This is a genomic window from Geobacillus sp. FJAT-46040 (assembly GCF_002335725.1).
In the GTDB taxonomy this organism is placed as follows: domain Bacteria; phylum Bacillota; class Bacilli; order Bacillales; family Anoxybacillaceae; genus Geobacillus; species Geobacillus thermoleovorans.
This window is the reverse complement of the sequence record NZ_NISS01000001.1, coordinates 522975-537824: the sequence shown is the minus strand read 5'-3', so window position 1 is coordinate 537824 and position 14850 is coordinate 522975. Positions and strand designations below refer to the sequence as shown.

14 protein-coding genes are annotated in these 14850 nt (G+C 54.3%); 2 read left to right on the top strand and 12 right to left on the bottom strand.

Annotated features, from left to right (window positions below):
- Positions 1-36: 36 nt before the first annotated feature.
- The 11 genes from CD000_RS02825 to gpr all read right to left on the bottom strand — a co-directional run bounded on the left by CD000_RS02825 (position 37) and on the right by gpr (position 12802).
- Positions 37-813 (bottom strand): 16S rRNA (uracil(1498)-N(3))-methyltransferase, encoded by a 777-nt coding sequence (locus CD000_RS02825; RefSeq protein WP_011231980.1) that lies wholly within the window; start codon positions 811-813, stop codon positions 37-39.
- 17 nt (positions 814-830) lie between these two features.
- Positions 831-1769, bottom strand: coding sequence for a 50S ribosomal protein L11 methyltransferase (prmA, locus tag CD000_RS02820; RefSeq protein WP_096224832.1), 939 nt, complete (start codon positions 1767-1769; stop codon positions 831-833).
- Between the two features lie 5 nt (positions 1770-1774).
- Positions 1775-2923, bottom strand: coding sequence for a molecular chaperone DnaJ (gene dnaJ, locus CD000_RS02815; RefSeq protein ID WP_011231982.1), 1149 nt, complete (start codon positions 2921-2923; stop codon positions 1775-1777).
- 129 nt (positions 2924-3052) lie between these two features.
- Entirely contained in the window at positions 3053-4876 is a 1824-nt protein-coding gene (gene dnaK / locus CD000_RS02810) for a molecular chaperone DnaK (protein ID WP_013144701.1), read from the bottom strand.
- A gap of 23 nt (positions 4877-4899) precedes the next feature.
- On the bottom strand, positions 4900-5541 hold the full coding sequence (grpE, locus tag CD000_RS02805) for a nucleotide exchange factor GrpE (RefSeq protein WP_013524168.1): 642 nt from the start codon (positions 5539-5541) through the stop codon (positions 4900-4902).
- A 98-nt stretch (positions 5542-5639) separates the two neighbouring features.
- Positions 5640-6674, bottom strand: coding sequence for a heat-inducible transcriptional repressor HrcA (hrcA, locus tag CD000_RS02800; RefSeq protein WP_096224831.1), 1035 nt, complete (start codon positions 6672-6674; stop codon positions 5640-5642).
- Between the two features lie 83 nt (positions 6675-6757).
- The gene (gene hemW / locus CD000_RS02795; protein ID WP_096224830.1) at positions 6758-7897 is read right to left on the bottom strand and encodes a radical SAM family heme chaperone HemW; all 1140 of its coding nucleotides are present in this window, start codon (positions 7895-7897) and stop codon (positions 6758-6760) included.
- Between the two features lie 74 nt (positions 7898-7971).
- Entirely contained in the window at positions 7972-9801 is a 1830-nt protein-coding gene (gene lepA / locus CD000_RS02790; RefSeq protein WP_096224829.1) for a translation elongation factor 4, read from the bottom strand.
- A 257-nt stretch (positions 9802-10058) separates the two neighbouring features.
- Positions 10059-10397, bottom strand: coding sequence for a YqxA family protein (locus CD000_RS02780; protein ID WP_011231988.1), 339 nt, complete (start codon positions 10395-10397; stop codon positions 10059-10061).
- 12 nt (positions 10398-10409) lie between these two features.
- Positions 10410-11609, bottom strand: a complete 1200-nt coding sequence (gene spoIIP / locus CD000_RS02775; RefSeq protein WP_096224828.1) for a stage II sporulation protein P — start codon at positions 11607-11609, stop codon at positions 10410-10412.
- A 74-nt stretch (positions 11610-11683) separates the two neighbouring features.
- Positions 11684-12802 (bottom strand): GPR endopeptidase, encoded by a 1119-nt coding sequence (gene gpr / locus CD000_RS02770; protein ID WP_096224827.1) that lies wholly within the window; start codon positions 12800-12802, stop codon positions 11684-11686.
- A gap of 182 nt (positions 12803-12984) precedes the next feature.
- On the opposite strand from gpr, the gene rpsT reads away from it, so the two are divergent.
- Positions 12985-13254, top strand: a complete 270-nt coding sequence (rpsT, locus tag CD000_RS02765) for a 30S ribosomal protein S20 (protein WP_011231991.1) — start codon at positions 12985-12987, stop codon at positions 13252-13254.
- 72 nt (positions 13255-13326) lie between these two features.
- On the opposite strand, the gene holA is transcribed toward rpsT, so the two are convergent.
- Entirely contained in the window at positions 13327-14373 is a 1047-nt protein-coding gene (holA, locus tag CD000_RS02760) for a DNA polymerase III subunit delta (RefSeq protein WP_096224826.1), read from the bottom strand.
- 284 nt (positions 14374-14657) lie between these two features.
- Between holA and CD000_RS02755 the strand changes: the two genes are divergently transcribed.
- A complete protein-coding gene (locus CD000_RS02755; RefSeq protein ID WP_011231993.1) occupies positions 14658-14792 on the top strand; it encodes a YqzM family protein in 135 nt (44 codons plus the stop codon).
- The last annotated feature ends 58 nt before the right edge of the window (positions 14793-14850 follow it).

Here is a 14850-nt window from a genome sequence, read left to right as displayed (position 1 = left end):
GACCGAACTTTTATAAGAAACAGCCAATGTTGCTCACTAAGCGCGCTCCGCTTCGCCGTTCGGCGCGCGCAGCTCCCATTCATAAGAGGCGGCGGAAAGCAAATAGAGCGGAGCTGTTTCGGTCCGCAAAATGCGCGGCCCAAGGCTGCACGGCGAAAAGCCGTGCTGCCGAAGCTGTTCTGCTTCTTCCGGACTGAACCCGCCTTCTGGCCCGAAAACAGCCAGCAACGCGCCGCCCGGACGGAGGCGGGAAAGAAGCGCCGGAAGCGCGGCATGCCGGGCGTTTCGCGCCTCTTTTTCGTAGGCAAACAGCCGAACATCGACCGTTTGGCCAAAGGAGAGGAGCTCGACAAACGAAAGCGGCGCCCGCACGTCCGGCACCACCGTTCGTTCAGCCTGCTCAGCCGCTTCTTTCGCGATTTTTTTCCATCGCTCGACTTTTTTCTCCGCCTTTTTCGCGTCCCATTTCACGACCGACCGGGCGGCTTCGAACGGAAGAAAGCCGGCGGCGCCGAGCTCTGTTCCTTTTTGGATGACGAGCTCCCACTTTTCGCCTTTCGGCAGCCCTTGGGCGATGTAGATGCGCACCGGCAGCTCGCTTCGCTCCTCTTTCCATTGTACAATACGGGCTTGCACATGCTCATTGGCAATTTGTTCAATTTCACACACCGCCGTGCGCCCGTCTGGAAAGACGCAAATGATCCCGTCCCCCGGCTTCATGCGCATGACGCGGGCGATATGATAGGCATCATCGCCGCTGATCGCGACGATCCCGCCTTGTTGCGCCTGGCCGGAAACGAAATAGCGCTGCACAGCCATCCCTTCTTTGCTTACGGTTTCAGGGCGACAACCGCCACCCAGTCTTCCATCACGTTGATTTCCTCAATGGCAAAGCCGGCGGCAAGCAACCCGTCTTTGACGTCCTGCTTTTTCGCCTGAATGATGCCAGACGTGATGAAGCGGCCGCCTGGCTTTAACAACCGGTAGGCGTCACCAGTAAAGCGCAAAATGATTTCCGCTAAAATATTGGCGACGATCACATCAGCCGGTTCCTCGATATGGTCGAGCAAATTGTTTTGTGAGACCGTTACGACATGCTGCACCTTATTGAGCTTCACGTTCAGCCGCGCGCTGTCGACCGCCACCGGGTCCAAATCGAGCGCCCGCACCGACTGAGCGCCAAGCATCGCTGCGGCGATGCTTAAAATGCCGGAGCCGGTGCCGACGTCAATGACATGATCGCCGGGGCGCACATACTTTTCGAGCGCCTGCAGACACATGACCGTTGTCGGGTGCGTGCCGGTCCCAAACGCCATGCCCGGATCCATTTCGATGATCAGCTCATCACTAGACGCCGGCTCGTACGTTTCCCACGTCGGCACGATCGTAAACTTTTCGGACACTTTCACCGGGTGATAATGCTTTTTCCACGCCGTTGCCCATTCCTCTTCGTTTACTTCGCTCAATGTAATTTTATTTTTGCTAAGGTCGATATCATACAGCCATAAATTGTTAATCGCCTGCTTAATTTGTTCGACCGTTTCGCCAAGAAAACTGTTGACCGGCAAATATGCCTTAATGATCACCCCTTCTTCCGGATAGTCGTCCGGGTTGAGCTCGACGATCTCGCCGTACCAGTCGTCCCGTTCTTTGACCAAATCGTATGGGTCTTCGATGACGACGCCGCCGGCGCCCGCTTCATGCAAAATGTTCGAAATCGCCTCGACCGCCTCATGCGTCGTATGAATGCTGATTTCTGACCATTTCATCGCGCTTACGCTTCTCCTTTAAACGCCTTTTTGACTTTCTCAAAAAAACGGCCGTGCGGCCCGTCGTGCATCGTGTCTCCGCCGAGCCGTTCAAACTCGCGCAGCAGCTGCTTTTGCTTTTCGGTCAGCTTCGTCGGCGTCACAACGCGGACAATGACGTGCTGATCGCCTTGGCCGTAGCCCCGTACGTTCGGCACCCCTTTTCCCTTCAAGCGGAAGCGCGTGCCCGTTTGCGTGCCGGCCGGGATTTTCAGCTTCACATGGCCATGGAGCGTCGGCACTTCGATCTCATCGCCGAGCGCGGCCTGGGCGAACGACAACGGCACTTCGCAATAAATATCGTCGCCGTCGCGTTTGAAAAACTCATGTGGTTCGACTCGGAAGATGATGTACAAATCGCCCGGGGGCCCGCCATTGACCCCTGGCTCCCCTTGGCCGGCGACGCGCAGCTGCTGGCCGTCGTCGACGCCGGCTGGAATTTTGACGTGAATTTTTTTCCGCCGTTTGACGCGTCCCGTGCCGCCGCACGTTGGGCATTTCTCCGGAATGTACCGGCCCGTGCCACCGCAGACGGGGCATGTCCGGCGGTTGACGATGCGGCCAAATGGCGTCGCTTGTTCGCTTGTCACTTGCCCGCTGCCGTGGCAATGCGGACAAGACGTCGGGCTTGTGCCCGGTTTCGCTCCGCTGCCCTGGCACGTGTCGCACGTCTCTTCCCGCGGAATTTCAATTTCCGTTTCTTTTCCGAACGCCGCTTCTTCAAACGTAAGCGTCATCATATACTCGACATCCGCGCCTTTGCGCGGACCGCTCGCCCGCCTGCGCGGACCGGCGCCGAAAAACGTTTCAAAAATATCTTCAAAACCGCCAAAGCCGCTAAAGCCGCCGAAATCAAACCCTCCGCCTTGGAATCCGCCGCCGCCAAACGTTTCGTTCGGGTCGGCATGGCCAAAGCGGTCGTAGCGGGCCCGCTTTTCATCATCGCTTAACACTTCGTACGCCTCTTTAATTTCCTTAAACTTCTCCGCGGCGTCCGGGGCTTTGTTCACATCTGGATGATACTGCTTCGAAAGCTTTCGATACGCTTTTTTAATCTCGTCTTTCGTCGCGTTTTTGCTGACGCCGAGAATCTCGTAATAATCGCGCTTCGCCATCGTTGATCATCCACTCCCGATTCACTCACATAAATTTAATTTTATCATTTCCCTCTGCGGCAAGGCAATATGTCAATGCTAGAAAAAAAGTCAAAGCCAAGGCAGGCCTGACTTTGACTTTCGGTTGCATTATTTATCGTCGTTCACTTCTTCAAACTCGGCGTCCACCACGTTGTCTTTATGATTGGCAGCGCCGCCTTGCGATCCTGCACTTTGCGCCTGTTTCGCCGCTTGTTCATACAGCTTGATCGACAGCTGCTGCACCGCTTCTTGCAGCGCGTCTTTTTTCTTGCGGATGTCGTCGATGTCGTTTTTCTCGAGCGCCGCTTTCAACGCCTCTTTCGCATCCTGCGCCTTCTTGATCTCATCGGCGCTCACTTTTCCTTCGACTTCTTTGATCGTTTTGTCGGTCATGAAAATGAGCTGGTCGGCTTCGTTGCGCAACTCGGCGGCTTCTTTCCGCTTCCGGTCGGCTTCGGCGTTTTCTTCCGCTTCTTTAATCATGCGCTGAATTTCTTCTTCCGACAGGCCGGACGACGATTTGATCGTAATCGACTGCTCTTTGTTCGTTCCTAAATCTTTGGCGCGCACGTGAACGATGCCGTTGGCGTCAATATCAAACGTCACTTCAATTTGCGGCACGCCGCGCGGCGCCGGCGGAATGCCGGTCAGCTGAAAGCGGCCGAGCGATTTGTTGTCCGCCGCCATCGGGCGCTCTCCTTGCAAAACGTGAATGTCGACCGTCGTTTGATTGTCAGCCGCCGTTGTGAACACTTGCGATTTGCTTGTCGGGATCGTCGTGTTCCGTTCGATCAGTTTCGTAAATACGCCGCCCATCGTTTCAATGCCAAGCGAAAGCGGGGTCACGTCAAGCAGGACGACATCTTTCACTTCGCCAGCGATCACCCCGCCCTGGATCGCCGCACCGATGGCAACGACTTCGTCCGGGTTGACGCCTTTGTGCGGCTCTTTGCCAAGCTCGCGCTTGATCGCTTCTTGGACAGCTGGAATGCGCGTCGAACCGCCGACCAAAATGACTTTATCAATATCGGCTGGCGTCAAGCCGGCGTCTTGAAGCGCCTGGCGGACCGGCCCCATCGTCCGCTCGACGAGGTGGGCGGACAACTCTTCAAATTTCGCTCTTGTCAACGTCATTTCCAAATGGAGCGGACCGTTTTCATTGGCGCTGATAAACGGAAGCGAAATTTGTGTCTGCGTGACGCCGGACAGCTCTTTTTTCGCTTTTTCCGCGGCATCTTTCAAGCGTTGGAGCGCCATTTTGTCTTTCGACAAATCGATGCCGTGCTCTTGCTTGAACTGATTGACCAAATAATCGATGATCACTTGGTCGAAGTCGTCGCCTCCCAAATGGTTGTCGCCGGCCGTCGCCTTCACTTCAAACACGCCGTCGCCAAGCTCCAAAATCGAGACGTCAAACGTCCCGCCGCCTAAGTCATAGACGAGAATCGTTTGGTCTTCTTCTTTATCAAGGCCGTAAGCAAGCGCCGCGGCCGTCGGCTCGTTGATGATGCGCTCGACTTCGAGGCCGGCGATGCGGCCGGCATCTTTCGTCGCTTGGCGCTGGGCGTCGTTGAAATACGCCGGCACCGTGATGACCGCACGCGTCACCGGCTCGCCCAAATAGTCTTCGGCGTACGACTTCAAGTATTGCAAAATGATCGCCGAAATTTCTTGCGGCGTATATTGCTTCCCTTCGATTTCGACTTTGTAATCCGTCCCCATATGGCGCTTGATCGAGATGATCGTGTTCGGGTTCGTGATCGCTTGCCGTTTGGCGACTTCGCCGACTAGGCGTTCGCCGTTTTTAAACGCGACGACCGACGGGGTCGTGCGGTTTCCTTCCGGATTCGGAATGACTTTCACTTCGCCGCCTTCTAACACGGCGACGCAAGAGTTCGTCGTTCCTAAGTCGATGCCGATAATTTTGCTCATCACTGATCACCCTCCGTTTCCGTTTATTGGCTTACTTTGACCATGGCGGGCCGCAGCACGCGGTCTTTCAGCTTATAACCTTTTTGCAGCTCCTCAACAACCGTGTTCGGCTCATAGCCTTCCGCTTCCGCCTGCATGACGGCTTGGTGCAAATAAGGGTCAAACGGCTTTCCGACCGCCTCGATCGCCTCGACGCCTTCTTTCTTCAAGGCGTCAACAAGCGACCGGTACACCATTTCCATCCCTTGCAAAATCGATTTCGCCTGTTCGTTGTCCGTCTCTATTTTCAACGCGCGTTCAAAGTTGTCAAGCACTGGAAGCAAATCGCTCGCCAAGCTTTGGGCGCGGTATTTTTCAGCCGCTTCCATCTCCTGGCGCGTCCGGCGGCGGAAGTTTTCAAAATCGGCGTACAGGCGGAGATACCGGTGTTCCATCTCTGAAAGCTTCGCTTCCAATTCGGCGATCTGCGCCTTGGCCGCCGCCAACTCCTCGGCCGTTGGCGCTTTTTCCGCCGGCTCCGCCGCTTCCTCCCCACCGGCCTCTTCAAGCGGAACGCCGCCTGATTCCCCCTCGGGCTGCGGGGCGGCTTCTTCCTCGATCGGTTGCTCCCGCTCCGGCTCATCGTATGTAGCTTGTTCCATCACTTGTTTTTCTCCTTGCTCCATCGCTTTCACCTCCCTGCCGGGGCTCTTCCCTTTTATGTATCAATGGCCACAAGGAAAGGATGGATGCGCGATCCATCCGTTATCCAATATGGCCATTCTTATTGACTTTGATACCATTTCGCGAGCGCGGCCGACAAATCGGAAGCGACACGGTTTAAGACAGTGATGACGCGCGAGTATTCCATGCGCGTTGGACCAAGAATCGCGATCGCCCCGAGCGGCTCATCGCCGACCGAATACGTCGCTGTAATCAAGCTGCAGTTTTCCATGCCGCGCAGTTCGTTTTCATGCCCGATCGAAACCCGCACTCCTTTTTGGGTTTGCTTGCGGAGCAGGCGATAAATGTCTTTTTCCTGCTCAATGATGTTCAGGAGCGGGCGCACTTTTTGGATGTCGCTGAACTCCGGCTGGTTGAGCATATTCGCCTTGCCGGCGAAAAACACTTTTTCTTCTTCAGGGGCATCGAGCGTCTCAATGAGCGTATTGAGCACGCTGTCGTAGTTGCGGATGTGCCGGCGCAATACGTCGGCCACTTCCGTCTCCATTTTTTCTTTCAAATCAATGAGCGGAATGCCGTTCAACCGCTCGTTGAAAATGTTGACCATTTTTTCGAGGTCGCCTGCGTCCATCGATGACGGAATCGTCACGACCCGGTTTTCAACATGGCCGGTGTCCGTCACGACGATGGCGACGGCTGTCTGTTCGTTGAGCGGAACGATTTGCATCCGCTTCAGTTTGCTTTCTTTAAACGTCGGCCCGAGCGCGATGGATGTATAGTTCGTCAGCTCGGATAAAATTTGCGCCGACTTTTGCATCAGTTTTTCCAGCTCATAGATGCGCTCGGCAAACACGGAGCGGATTTTTTGAATGTCCGCCCTTGTCAGCCGCTGCGGCGGCAGCAAATGGTCGACGTAGTAGCGGTACCCTTTTTCCGACGGCACACGGCCGGAAGAAATGTGCGTTTTTTCAATATAGCCGAGCTCCTCCAAATCCGCCATCTCATTGCGGATCGTCGCCGAGCTGAACGCGATTTGATGCTTTTTCGATAACGTCCGCGAACCGACCGGCTGCCCAGAACGAATGAAATCGTCAATAATCACCTGCAAAATCAGCAGTTGGCGGTCCGTTAGCACGTGTCTCACCTCTGTTAGCACTCGAACAATTCGAGTGCTAAATCTACTACTAGAGTAGCAAATCGCCCGGCAAATGTCAATGTTTACATTTCGCCGAGGAACGCGGCAAACACTTCATTGCCGAGCAGCTTGCCCCGTTTGGTCAAGCGGATGTGAGTCTCCGTTTCCTCGAGGCGCCCGTTTTCGATTTCCCGGCGGATCGCCGCGCCAAATATGTCGTGGAGGTCGCGGCCGAACTTTTGCCGAAAGCAGGCTTTGGACACCCCTTCCGTTTTGCGCAGCCCTAAAAACATTTCCTCTTCCATCTGCTCGCGAGTGGTCAAGCGGCGCACGTCGCGGTGCGGCCATTGGCCGCGTTCGATCGCGCTGATGTAATGCCGGATGGGACCGATATTCGCCCGCCGCACCCCGTCGATATAGCTGTGCGCCCCAGCGCCGATGCCGTAGTACTCCTCATTGTTCCAGTACGTCAAGTTGTGCCGGCTTTCAAATCCCGGCAAAGCATAGTTGCTGATTTCGTATTGCCGATAGCCAGCGGCAGCCATCTGCTCCATCGCTGCTTCGTACATCTCGGCTTCCATCTCTTCGCCCGGTAGACGGAGCCGCCCTTTCCGCCATTCGTTATAAAAAATCGTCCTTGGCTCCAAAATGAGGGAATAAGCAGAAAGATGCGGCACATGAAGCGAAAACGCCGCTTCTAAATCGGCCGTAAACTGCTCAAGTGTCTGCCCCGGCAAACCGTACATTACATCAATGCTGATGTTCTGAAACCCGACTTCTCTGGCCAACGCTACAGCCCGTATGACGTCGCCTCGCCGGTGCGTGCGGCCGATCGTTTGCAGAAGCTGATCGTCAAATGTCTGCACCCCCAGGCTCAGCCGATTCACTCCGGCATCGCGCAAAATAGCGAGCTTTTCTTTCGTCAAGCCGTCCGGGTTGGCTTCGACGGTAAATTCGGCCGTTTGCGGGTCAAACTGAAAATGGCGGTGGATGCTCGCAAGCAAACAGCCGAGCTGCTCCGGCTCAAGCACCGTCGGCGTGCCGCCGCCGATAAACAGCGTCTTGAGTTGGCTGCCAAATTCCGCCGCCGTCCACGCCATTTCTTTGTCCATCGCCCGCAAATAGTCGTCAATCGGCTGGCCGGCGGCGAATACTTTGTTAAAATCGCAATAATGGCAAATATGGGCGCAAAATGGAATATGAAAATACGCTGAAACGGCCATCGGTCCTCCTCCTTTCAGCCGGCGGCGCCGCAGGAAACAAACAAGGCTATCCCCAACGGAGACAGCCTTGCTCGTTATTTTTTCTGGTCGTCGATTTTCAAGACGGCCATAAACGCTTCTTGCGGCACTTCGACCGACCCGATTTGTTTCATCCGCTTCTTTCCTTCTTTTTGCTTCTCAAGCAGCTTCCGCTTCCGCGACACGTCGCCGCCGTAACATTTTGCGAGCACGTTTTTGCGCAACGCTTTGATTGTCGAACGGGCGATGACCTTGTTGCCGATCGCCGCCTGCACCGGCACTTCAAATTGCTGGCGTGGAATCAAATCTTTCAGCTTTTCAACGATCGCTTTGCCGCGCTCGTACGCAGAGTCGCGATGGACGATAAACGATAAGGCATCGATTTTTTCGCCGTTTAGCAAAATATCCATCTTGACGAGATTGGACGGCCGGTAGCCGATCAATTCGTAGTCGAATGACGCGTACCCTTTTGTGTTCGACTTTAAAGCGTCGAAAAAGTCGTAGACGATCTCGGAGAGCGGAATATCGTAAATGAGCATGACGCGCTTTTCATCCAAATATTGCATATCGACAAACGTGCCGCGCTTTCCTTGACACAGCTCCATCACCGGACCGACATAGTCGTTTGGCACCATGATCGTCGCCTTCACATACGGCTCTTCAATGCGGTCGATTTTTTGCGGGTCGGGCATGTTCGTCGGGTTGTCGACGTCAACTTCCGTTCCGTCGGTCAAATGCACCTTGTAAACGACGCTCGGCGCGGTCGTGATCAAATCGATATGAAATTCGCGCTCGAGCCGCTCTTGGATGATTTCCATATGAAGCAAGCCGAGAAATCCACAGCGGAAGCCGAACCCAAGCGCCTGCGACGTTTCCGGCTCAAAGTGGAGCGCCGCATCGTTCAATTGCAGCTTCTCGAGCGCCTCGCGCAAATCGTTGTAGCGCGCCGTATCGATCGGATACATCCCGCAAAACACCATCGGATTGAGCTTCCGATAGCCCGGGAGCGGTTCAGCTGCCGGCCGTTCGGCATCGGTGATCGTATCGCCGACGCGCGTATCTTTCACGTTTTTAATCGAGGCGGTCAAATAGCCGACATCACCGACCGTCAATTCGTCGACGACTTTTTGCTTCGGCGTGAACACGCCGACTTCCGTCACTTCAAACTCCTTGCCGGTCGACATCATTTTAATGCGCTGCCCTGGCTTCACCGTTCCGTCGACGACGCGGACATAGGCGACGACGCCCCGGTACGGGTCATAAAGGGAATCAAAAATGAGCGCCTTCAGCGGCGCATCCGGATCACCCGAGGGAGCCGGAATTTTTTCGACGATTTTTTCCAAAATTTCTTCGATGCCGATGCCGACTTTGGCCGAAGCAAGCACCGCGTCAGAGGCGTCCAAACCGATGACATCCTCAATTTCTTGACGCACCCGCTCCGGTTCAGCGCTTGGCAAATCGATTTTGTTAATGACCGGCAAAATTTCTAAATTGTTGTCGATCGCCAAATACACGTTGGCGAGCGTCTGCGCTTCAATGCCTTGCGCCGCATCGACGACCAAAATCGCCCCTTCGCAAGCGGCCAAGCTGCGCGACACTTCGTACGTAAAGTCGACGTGGCCCGGCGTGTCGATCAAATGGAAAATATACTCTTCGCCATTTTCCGCTTTATATGTCAACTGAACCGCATTCAATTTAATCGTGATGCCGCGCTCGCGCTCAAGCTCCATCGTATCGAGCGTCTGCTCGCGCAATTCACGCTCCGACAGCGCCCCCGTCTTTTCCAAAATGCGGTCCGCCAGCGTCGATTTTCCGTGGTCAATGTGAGCAATAATCGAAAAATTGCGGATCCGTTCCTGCCGTTTCAACCGTTCTTCCCGGTTCATCGTCTCTCACTCCTGCTTCTTCGCAAAACTACACTAGCTTTGATTATAGCAACAGCGCGAAGAAGATTCAATGATGAACGAAAAGCCAAGCCGCCGTTCGGGCTTTCCGGAAAGACGCGAAACGGCCAGAGCCGCGCCAAGAAAACAATCGACAATATGGAAAGCGCAGCACTTTGTGCTCCAGCCGGCGGACGGCGTCCAAAAGAAAAAGCCGCCATTTTGACGGCACGTTCCTGTTTCGTCCGCACATGAACGGGCTAGTCCAACACCCGGCCGACGAGCGAAAACAGCATTTCCATGAGCGCGGTGACGGCATCGGCAAAAAGTTGGCCGAGCCTAGAGAACAAGTTGAACGTTTTCAGCTCGCGAATCGTTTCTTGCTTTTCTCCTAAATCTCCAGCAACGACCGGCCGGCCAAACACCGCCGCTTCCACCTCACCATTTTCCCTTTTTTTCATATCGATGACGGATGGAAACGACGGATCGGCATAACCGCGCATCCGTTCCATGCCGCGATGCGCCTCTTGCATGCCAAACAACACGCCGAAAAAAAGAAGAAAGATCGCTAGAGTAAAGCGGATGAACCATCGTGCCATAGTGACGCTCCTTTACTTTTTCTCCGCCGGAGCCGGCGCTTCGACTTTTTCCGCCTGCCAATAATAGTCGCTGAACACATCGGCCAACGCCGACACGGAACGAAACAACTCAGTAAACGTATTGTCAACACCGCCGACTTCAATTAAAATCGCGTTTTCCGATAAATCTTGATTAAACTTGCCGTTCGTCCCGGCTCCTTTTTTCTCGATCACCCCGCGGCTCAACCCTGGATATTTCTTTTGCAGCAACTGATGCAACGCGGTAGCCAGCTGCAAGTTTTTCTCGTATGTCGCGCTTTCTCCGCCAATAATGAATACGACACGCGCATAATCAACGCCGTTGATCGTAGCCGTCGTATATTTCCGCCGCTGCGAATCGCGATGGATATCGATGAAGTAGTGCAAGTCACGATTTTGCTTCATTGCTGCGACCACTGTTTGGCGGGACATATCATACGATTGGGAGTATTTCATCCCTTTCTTTAACAATTCGCTGACAATGTCGATTTTGCTCACTTCAGCCCCGATGCCGCGCTTTTCCAGTTCTTCCGCTAACTTTTCCCCTACTTTTGTGATGTTGACCGTCGGGTGAAACGCCAAATCCGGGTCAGTGACCCCTTTGAGCGCCGGCAAAAACGACTCATGCGTATGGGTATTGTAAATGTAGACCACTTTTTTCCCTCCGGTCGTCTGCGATGGCGGGGGAACCGGTTTTTCATCTTCGTTCTTGTTTGCTTGTTCGAGTTCATCGACCGAGGCTTGCCGTTCCGCAAGCATCGCCTCAAGCGGCGGCGCTGATTCGTATGGCATGTTCGTATAATCCGTTCCTTCACCAGCGATGAGAATTTTGCTGTCATAAAGGGCAAAGCCCGGCAGCTCGCTGCCAAGCAGGCTGCGCGGGTCATCGGGATTGATGCTCGTCGCCAGGCGGAACAATAGCGATGAGTAATTCGTCTGCCGCCGATCTTTCGGCAGCAGCTGCGCAAAATATCGATTTTCCAAGGCGAACAGACGAATGAACGTCTCTTCCGGAAAATGGGCCGCCATATCGTTCAGCGATGATGACGACGGACGGTATTCCGGCCGCAGCGATGTGAGCGCTCCGACAAGCATAAACATCATCATGCAGCCAAGGATGATGAGCATCAACAGTTTCTTTATGCTGGCTCCTGGAATCGCGATCATGACGTTTGGGGAGCGCCATCGTTTCATATTCCCACCCTTTCCCGGCTTGTCTCTTCATTTTAACGTATGGCCAAGCGGGAAAAGATAGAACTGTTTTTTGTCTAATGGGTGTAGGAGCCGACATTGCCTTGGTCGACTTGCCGATGCAGCGCCGCATTCAAGCCGCCGGCTAATAAGTTGGCCATATCGCCGATAAACGAATCGATCTCTTTTGGGGTCACCATCAAATTATGCCCAAGCGGCGCGAGCACTTCATAGATGAGGCGCCGCTTTTCTTCATCGCCAAGCGTGCCGACCATGCCAAGAAACGTCGACCGTTCTTGCGGCGACGGCATGTCTTGTTCCGTCAATTTTCGTTTGCGCCCAAACGTCCAGCCCGCCGGAGCGAGCGCGCTTGACGGCCGTTTCCCTTCGCGCATTTCGCGGCCGAAGTGCTTCAAAATGAAATCGATCGTGTCGCTCGTGATGGAGACCGCATCGACAACCGTCGGAACGCCGATCGAAATGACCGGAATGCCAAGCGTTTCATAGCTTAACTCTTTCCGCTTGTTGCCGACCCCGGAGCCAGGATGGATGCCGGTGTCAGAAATCTGAATCGTCGCGTTGACTCGTTCGATCGAGCGGGCAGCCAAGGCGTCAATCACAATGACAAAATCCGGCTTTGTTTTCCGGACGACGCCGTCGATAATGTCGCTCGTTTCAATCCCGGTCGTCCCCATCACCCCCGGAGCAAGGGCGCTCACCGGCCGGAAGCCTTCCTCGACGCTTTCCGGCTGCAGCTGGAACAAATGACGGGTGACAAGCACGTTTTCCACCGTGAGCGGCCCGAGCGCGTCCGGGGTGACGTTTTGGTTGCCGAGCCCGACGATCAAGCAGCTCGCTTGATCGGGAATGCGGAGCCGCTTGAAAAAGGCGCTGAGCTGCTCGGAAAAAATGCGCTGCACGTTTTGCTGCAGCTCGGTGTTTTGTTCGCGGATGCCTTGCGCTTCAATCGTCACGTAGTGGCCTGGCTTTTTGCCGATCGAGGCCGCTCCTTGTTCCGTGACATGCACATGCGACAGCTTGACGCCGTTGATCTCCTCGTCATGAATGATGACCCCCTCAATCGGCGCGGCGCTTTCTTGTTTTTGCTGCAAGCGCTCCTCGAGTGCGATCTCATGCGCTTCGATCGCTAAATCCGTTCGCACCGAGTACTGGCGTAAATCGAGCTGCTGTTCCATGTCGTTCCTCCCATTTCTGCCGTTTTCTTTTATTGTCGCCGCATTCAGGCCCGGTCATTCATGTTTCGTAAAGGATTTTCGCTTGAACACTCTTGCATAATCCAAACACGTTTGATAGAATAACACTTGTTCTTCCTGTTGTTCACAACAGAAAGTAGGAATGGTAACGGAGGTGAACGAACGTGGCTAACATCAAATCAGCGATCAAACGCGCGAAAACGAGCGAAAAGCGCCGGGCTCACAACGCCTCGATGAAATCGGCCATGCGTACGGCGATCAAAAAATTTGAAGCGCTTGTTGAATTGAAAGACGTGGAAAAAGCGCGCGAGGCATTCATTATTGCGTCGAAAAAATTAGACAAAGCTGCAAGCAAAGGCCTTATCCATAAAAACGCCGCCAGCCGGCAAAAATCGCGCTTAGCGAAAAAATTGAACAGCATCCAAGCTTCCTAATCAAAAACGACCTGGCGCCAGGTCGTTTTTTTGTTTTTCTTTATGTTCACGGCAAACGGCCGGGCGATCGCTTCACCGCCGGCCGTGACGCCCCGCTTGCGCCGGGCGGGTGCCCCACCGCATCAGAAGCAGCTCAACGGCCAACCGGCGATCGACCGCTCCGCTTTTCACCTCGTAATCGGCGTCAGCGATCTCGTTGATCGCCTCAGCAAGCTCTCCGTCAGCGAAGCGGGCCGCTTGAGCAAGAGCGAGCTTGACGCGGAACGGGTGCACCTTGAGCGCCGCAGCAATTTGCGCCTGCCCGTAGCCTAAGGAGGCAAGCCATTTCACTTGCGAAAGCAAGCGGAAATGGGCGGCGAGCAGCGCCAAAATTTTGATCGGCTCTTCATTGTTTTCAAGCAGATCATAAAACGTCTGCAACGCCGCTGGAATGTCGCGCTTCGCCACTTGCTCGACAAGCACAAATACGTTTTCTTCCGGCGTGCGGGCGACAAGCCGTTCAACCGCCGCCGCCTCGATGGTTCCGCCCGATCCGGCAAACAGGGCCAATTTATCGATTTCATTCGCCAAGGCGGAAAGCTGCGTCCCGGCCCGCCGCAACAGGACATCAATCGCCTCGTCGCTTGCTTGCGCCCCTTGGCTCTCGATGCGGCGCCGCACCCAGGCGCGCAGCTCCGCTTCGGCGAGCGGGGCGGCGATGACGACTTCGCTTTGCTCTTTGGCGAGCTTCGTAATTTTTTTTCGCTCATCAAGCTTCTCGTACGGCGCGAAAAAGACGACGATCGAAAACGGCGACGGCGCCTTCAAGTACGCCTCCAGCTTCGCCAAATCATGTTCGATCTCCTTCTCTTTTTCAGACGTGAAAAAATATGGATGCTTGATGAGGATGACACGCCGCTCGCCGAAAAACGGCACCGTCTCGGCCTCCTCAAGCGCCGCCTCGACCGGCGTTTCCTCGCAGTCGTACACAGCCAAGTTCCACTCGCGCTCCTCGGGGCCAAGCGCTGCGTTCACCAATCGCTCATACGTTTCCGTTAATAAAAACGGCTCATTGCCGTATAATAAATAAAGGGGAGAAAAACGCCGTTTTTCAATGTTTCCCCATACGCGTTCCAGCATGTTCCCGTCTCCATTCCCTAGCAAACGTCTCTGCTAGAAAAGATACACCGTTTTTCGTCATTTTACAAGGGAACCGGCTGCCGAAAAAACCGGTTCCCCTTTATATAAACGCCAGCCTATAAGTCCTAGGACCTTATTGGCCAGCGGGTTATTTTTATGTTTTCCCGGCCGTTTGAAAGTATTTGTGTCAACTGTTGTCAAGGAAGGAAAAGAAGCGAGCGGCGGTAGATTTTTCACGCGTTTTCGTCTATACTAAAAATGATTGAACGAGGAGGGGGAAAACGATGAACGTATTTGAAAAGGAAGTGCAAAGCCAACGAAATGACGCCGTCGATTCCGCCGTCGGATTCATCGTGTCGTTCGGCTTTTTCGCTACCATGTTCATCATCGCAACGTTGATCGAATTTTTCGGTCGATAAGGATTGCTTACATAAGCAATCCTTATTTTTTTGTTTCTGCTGAAACGTTCCGCTTTTT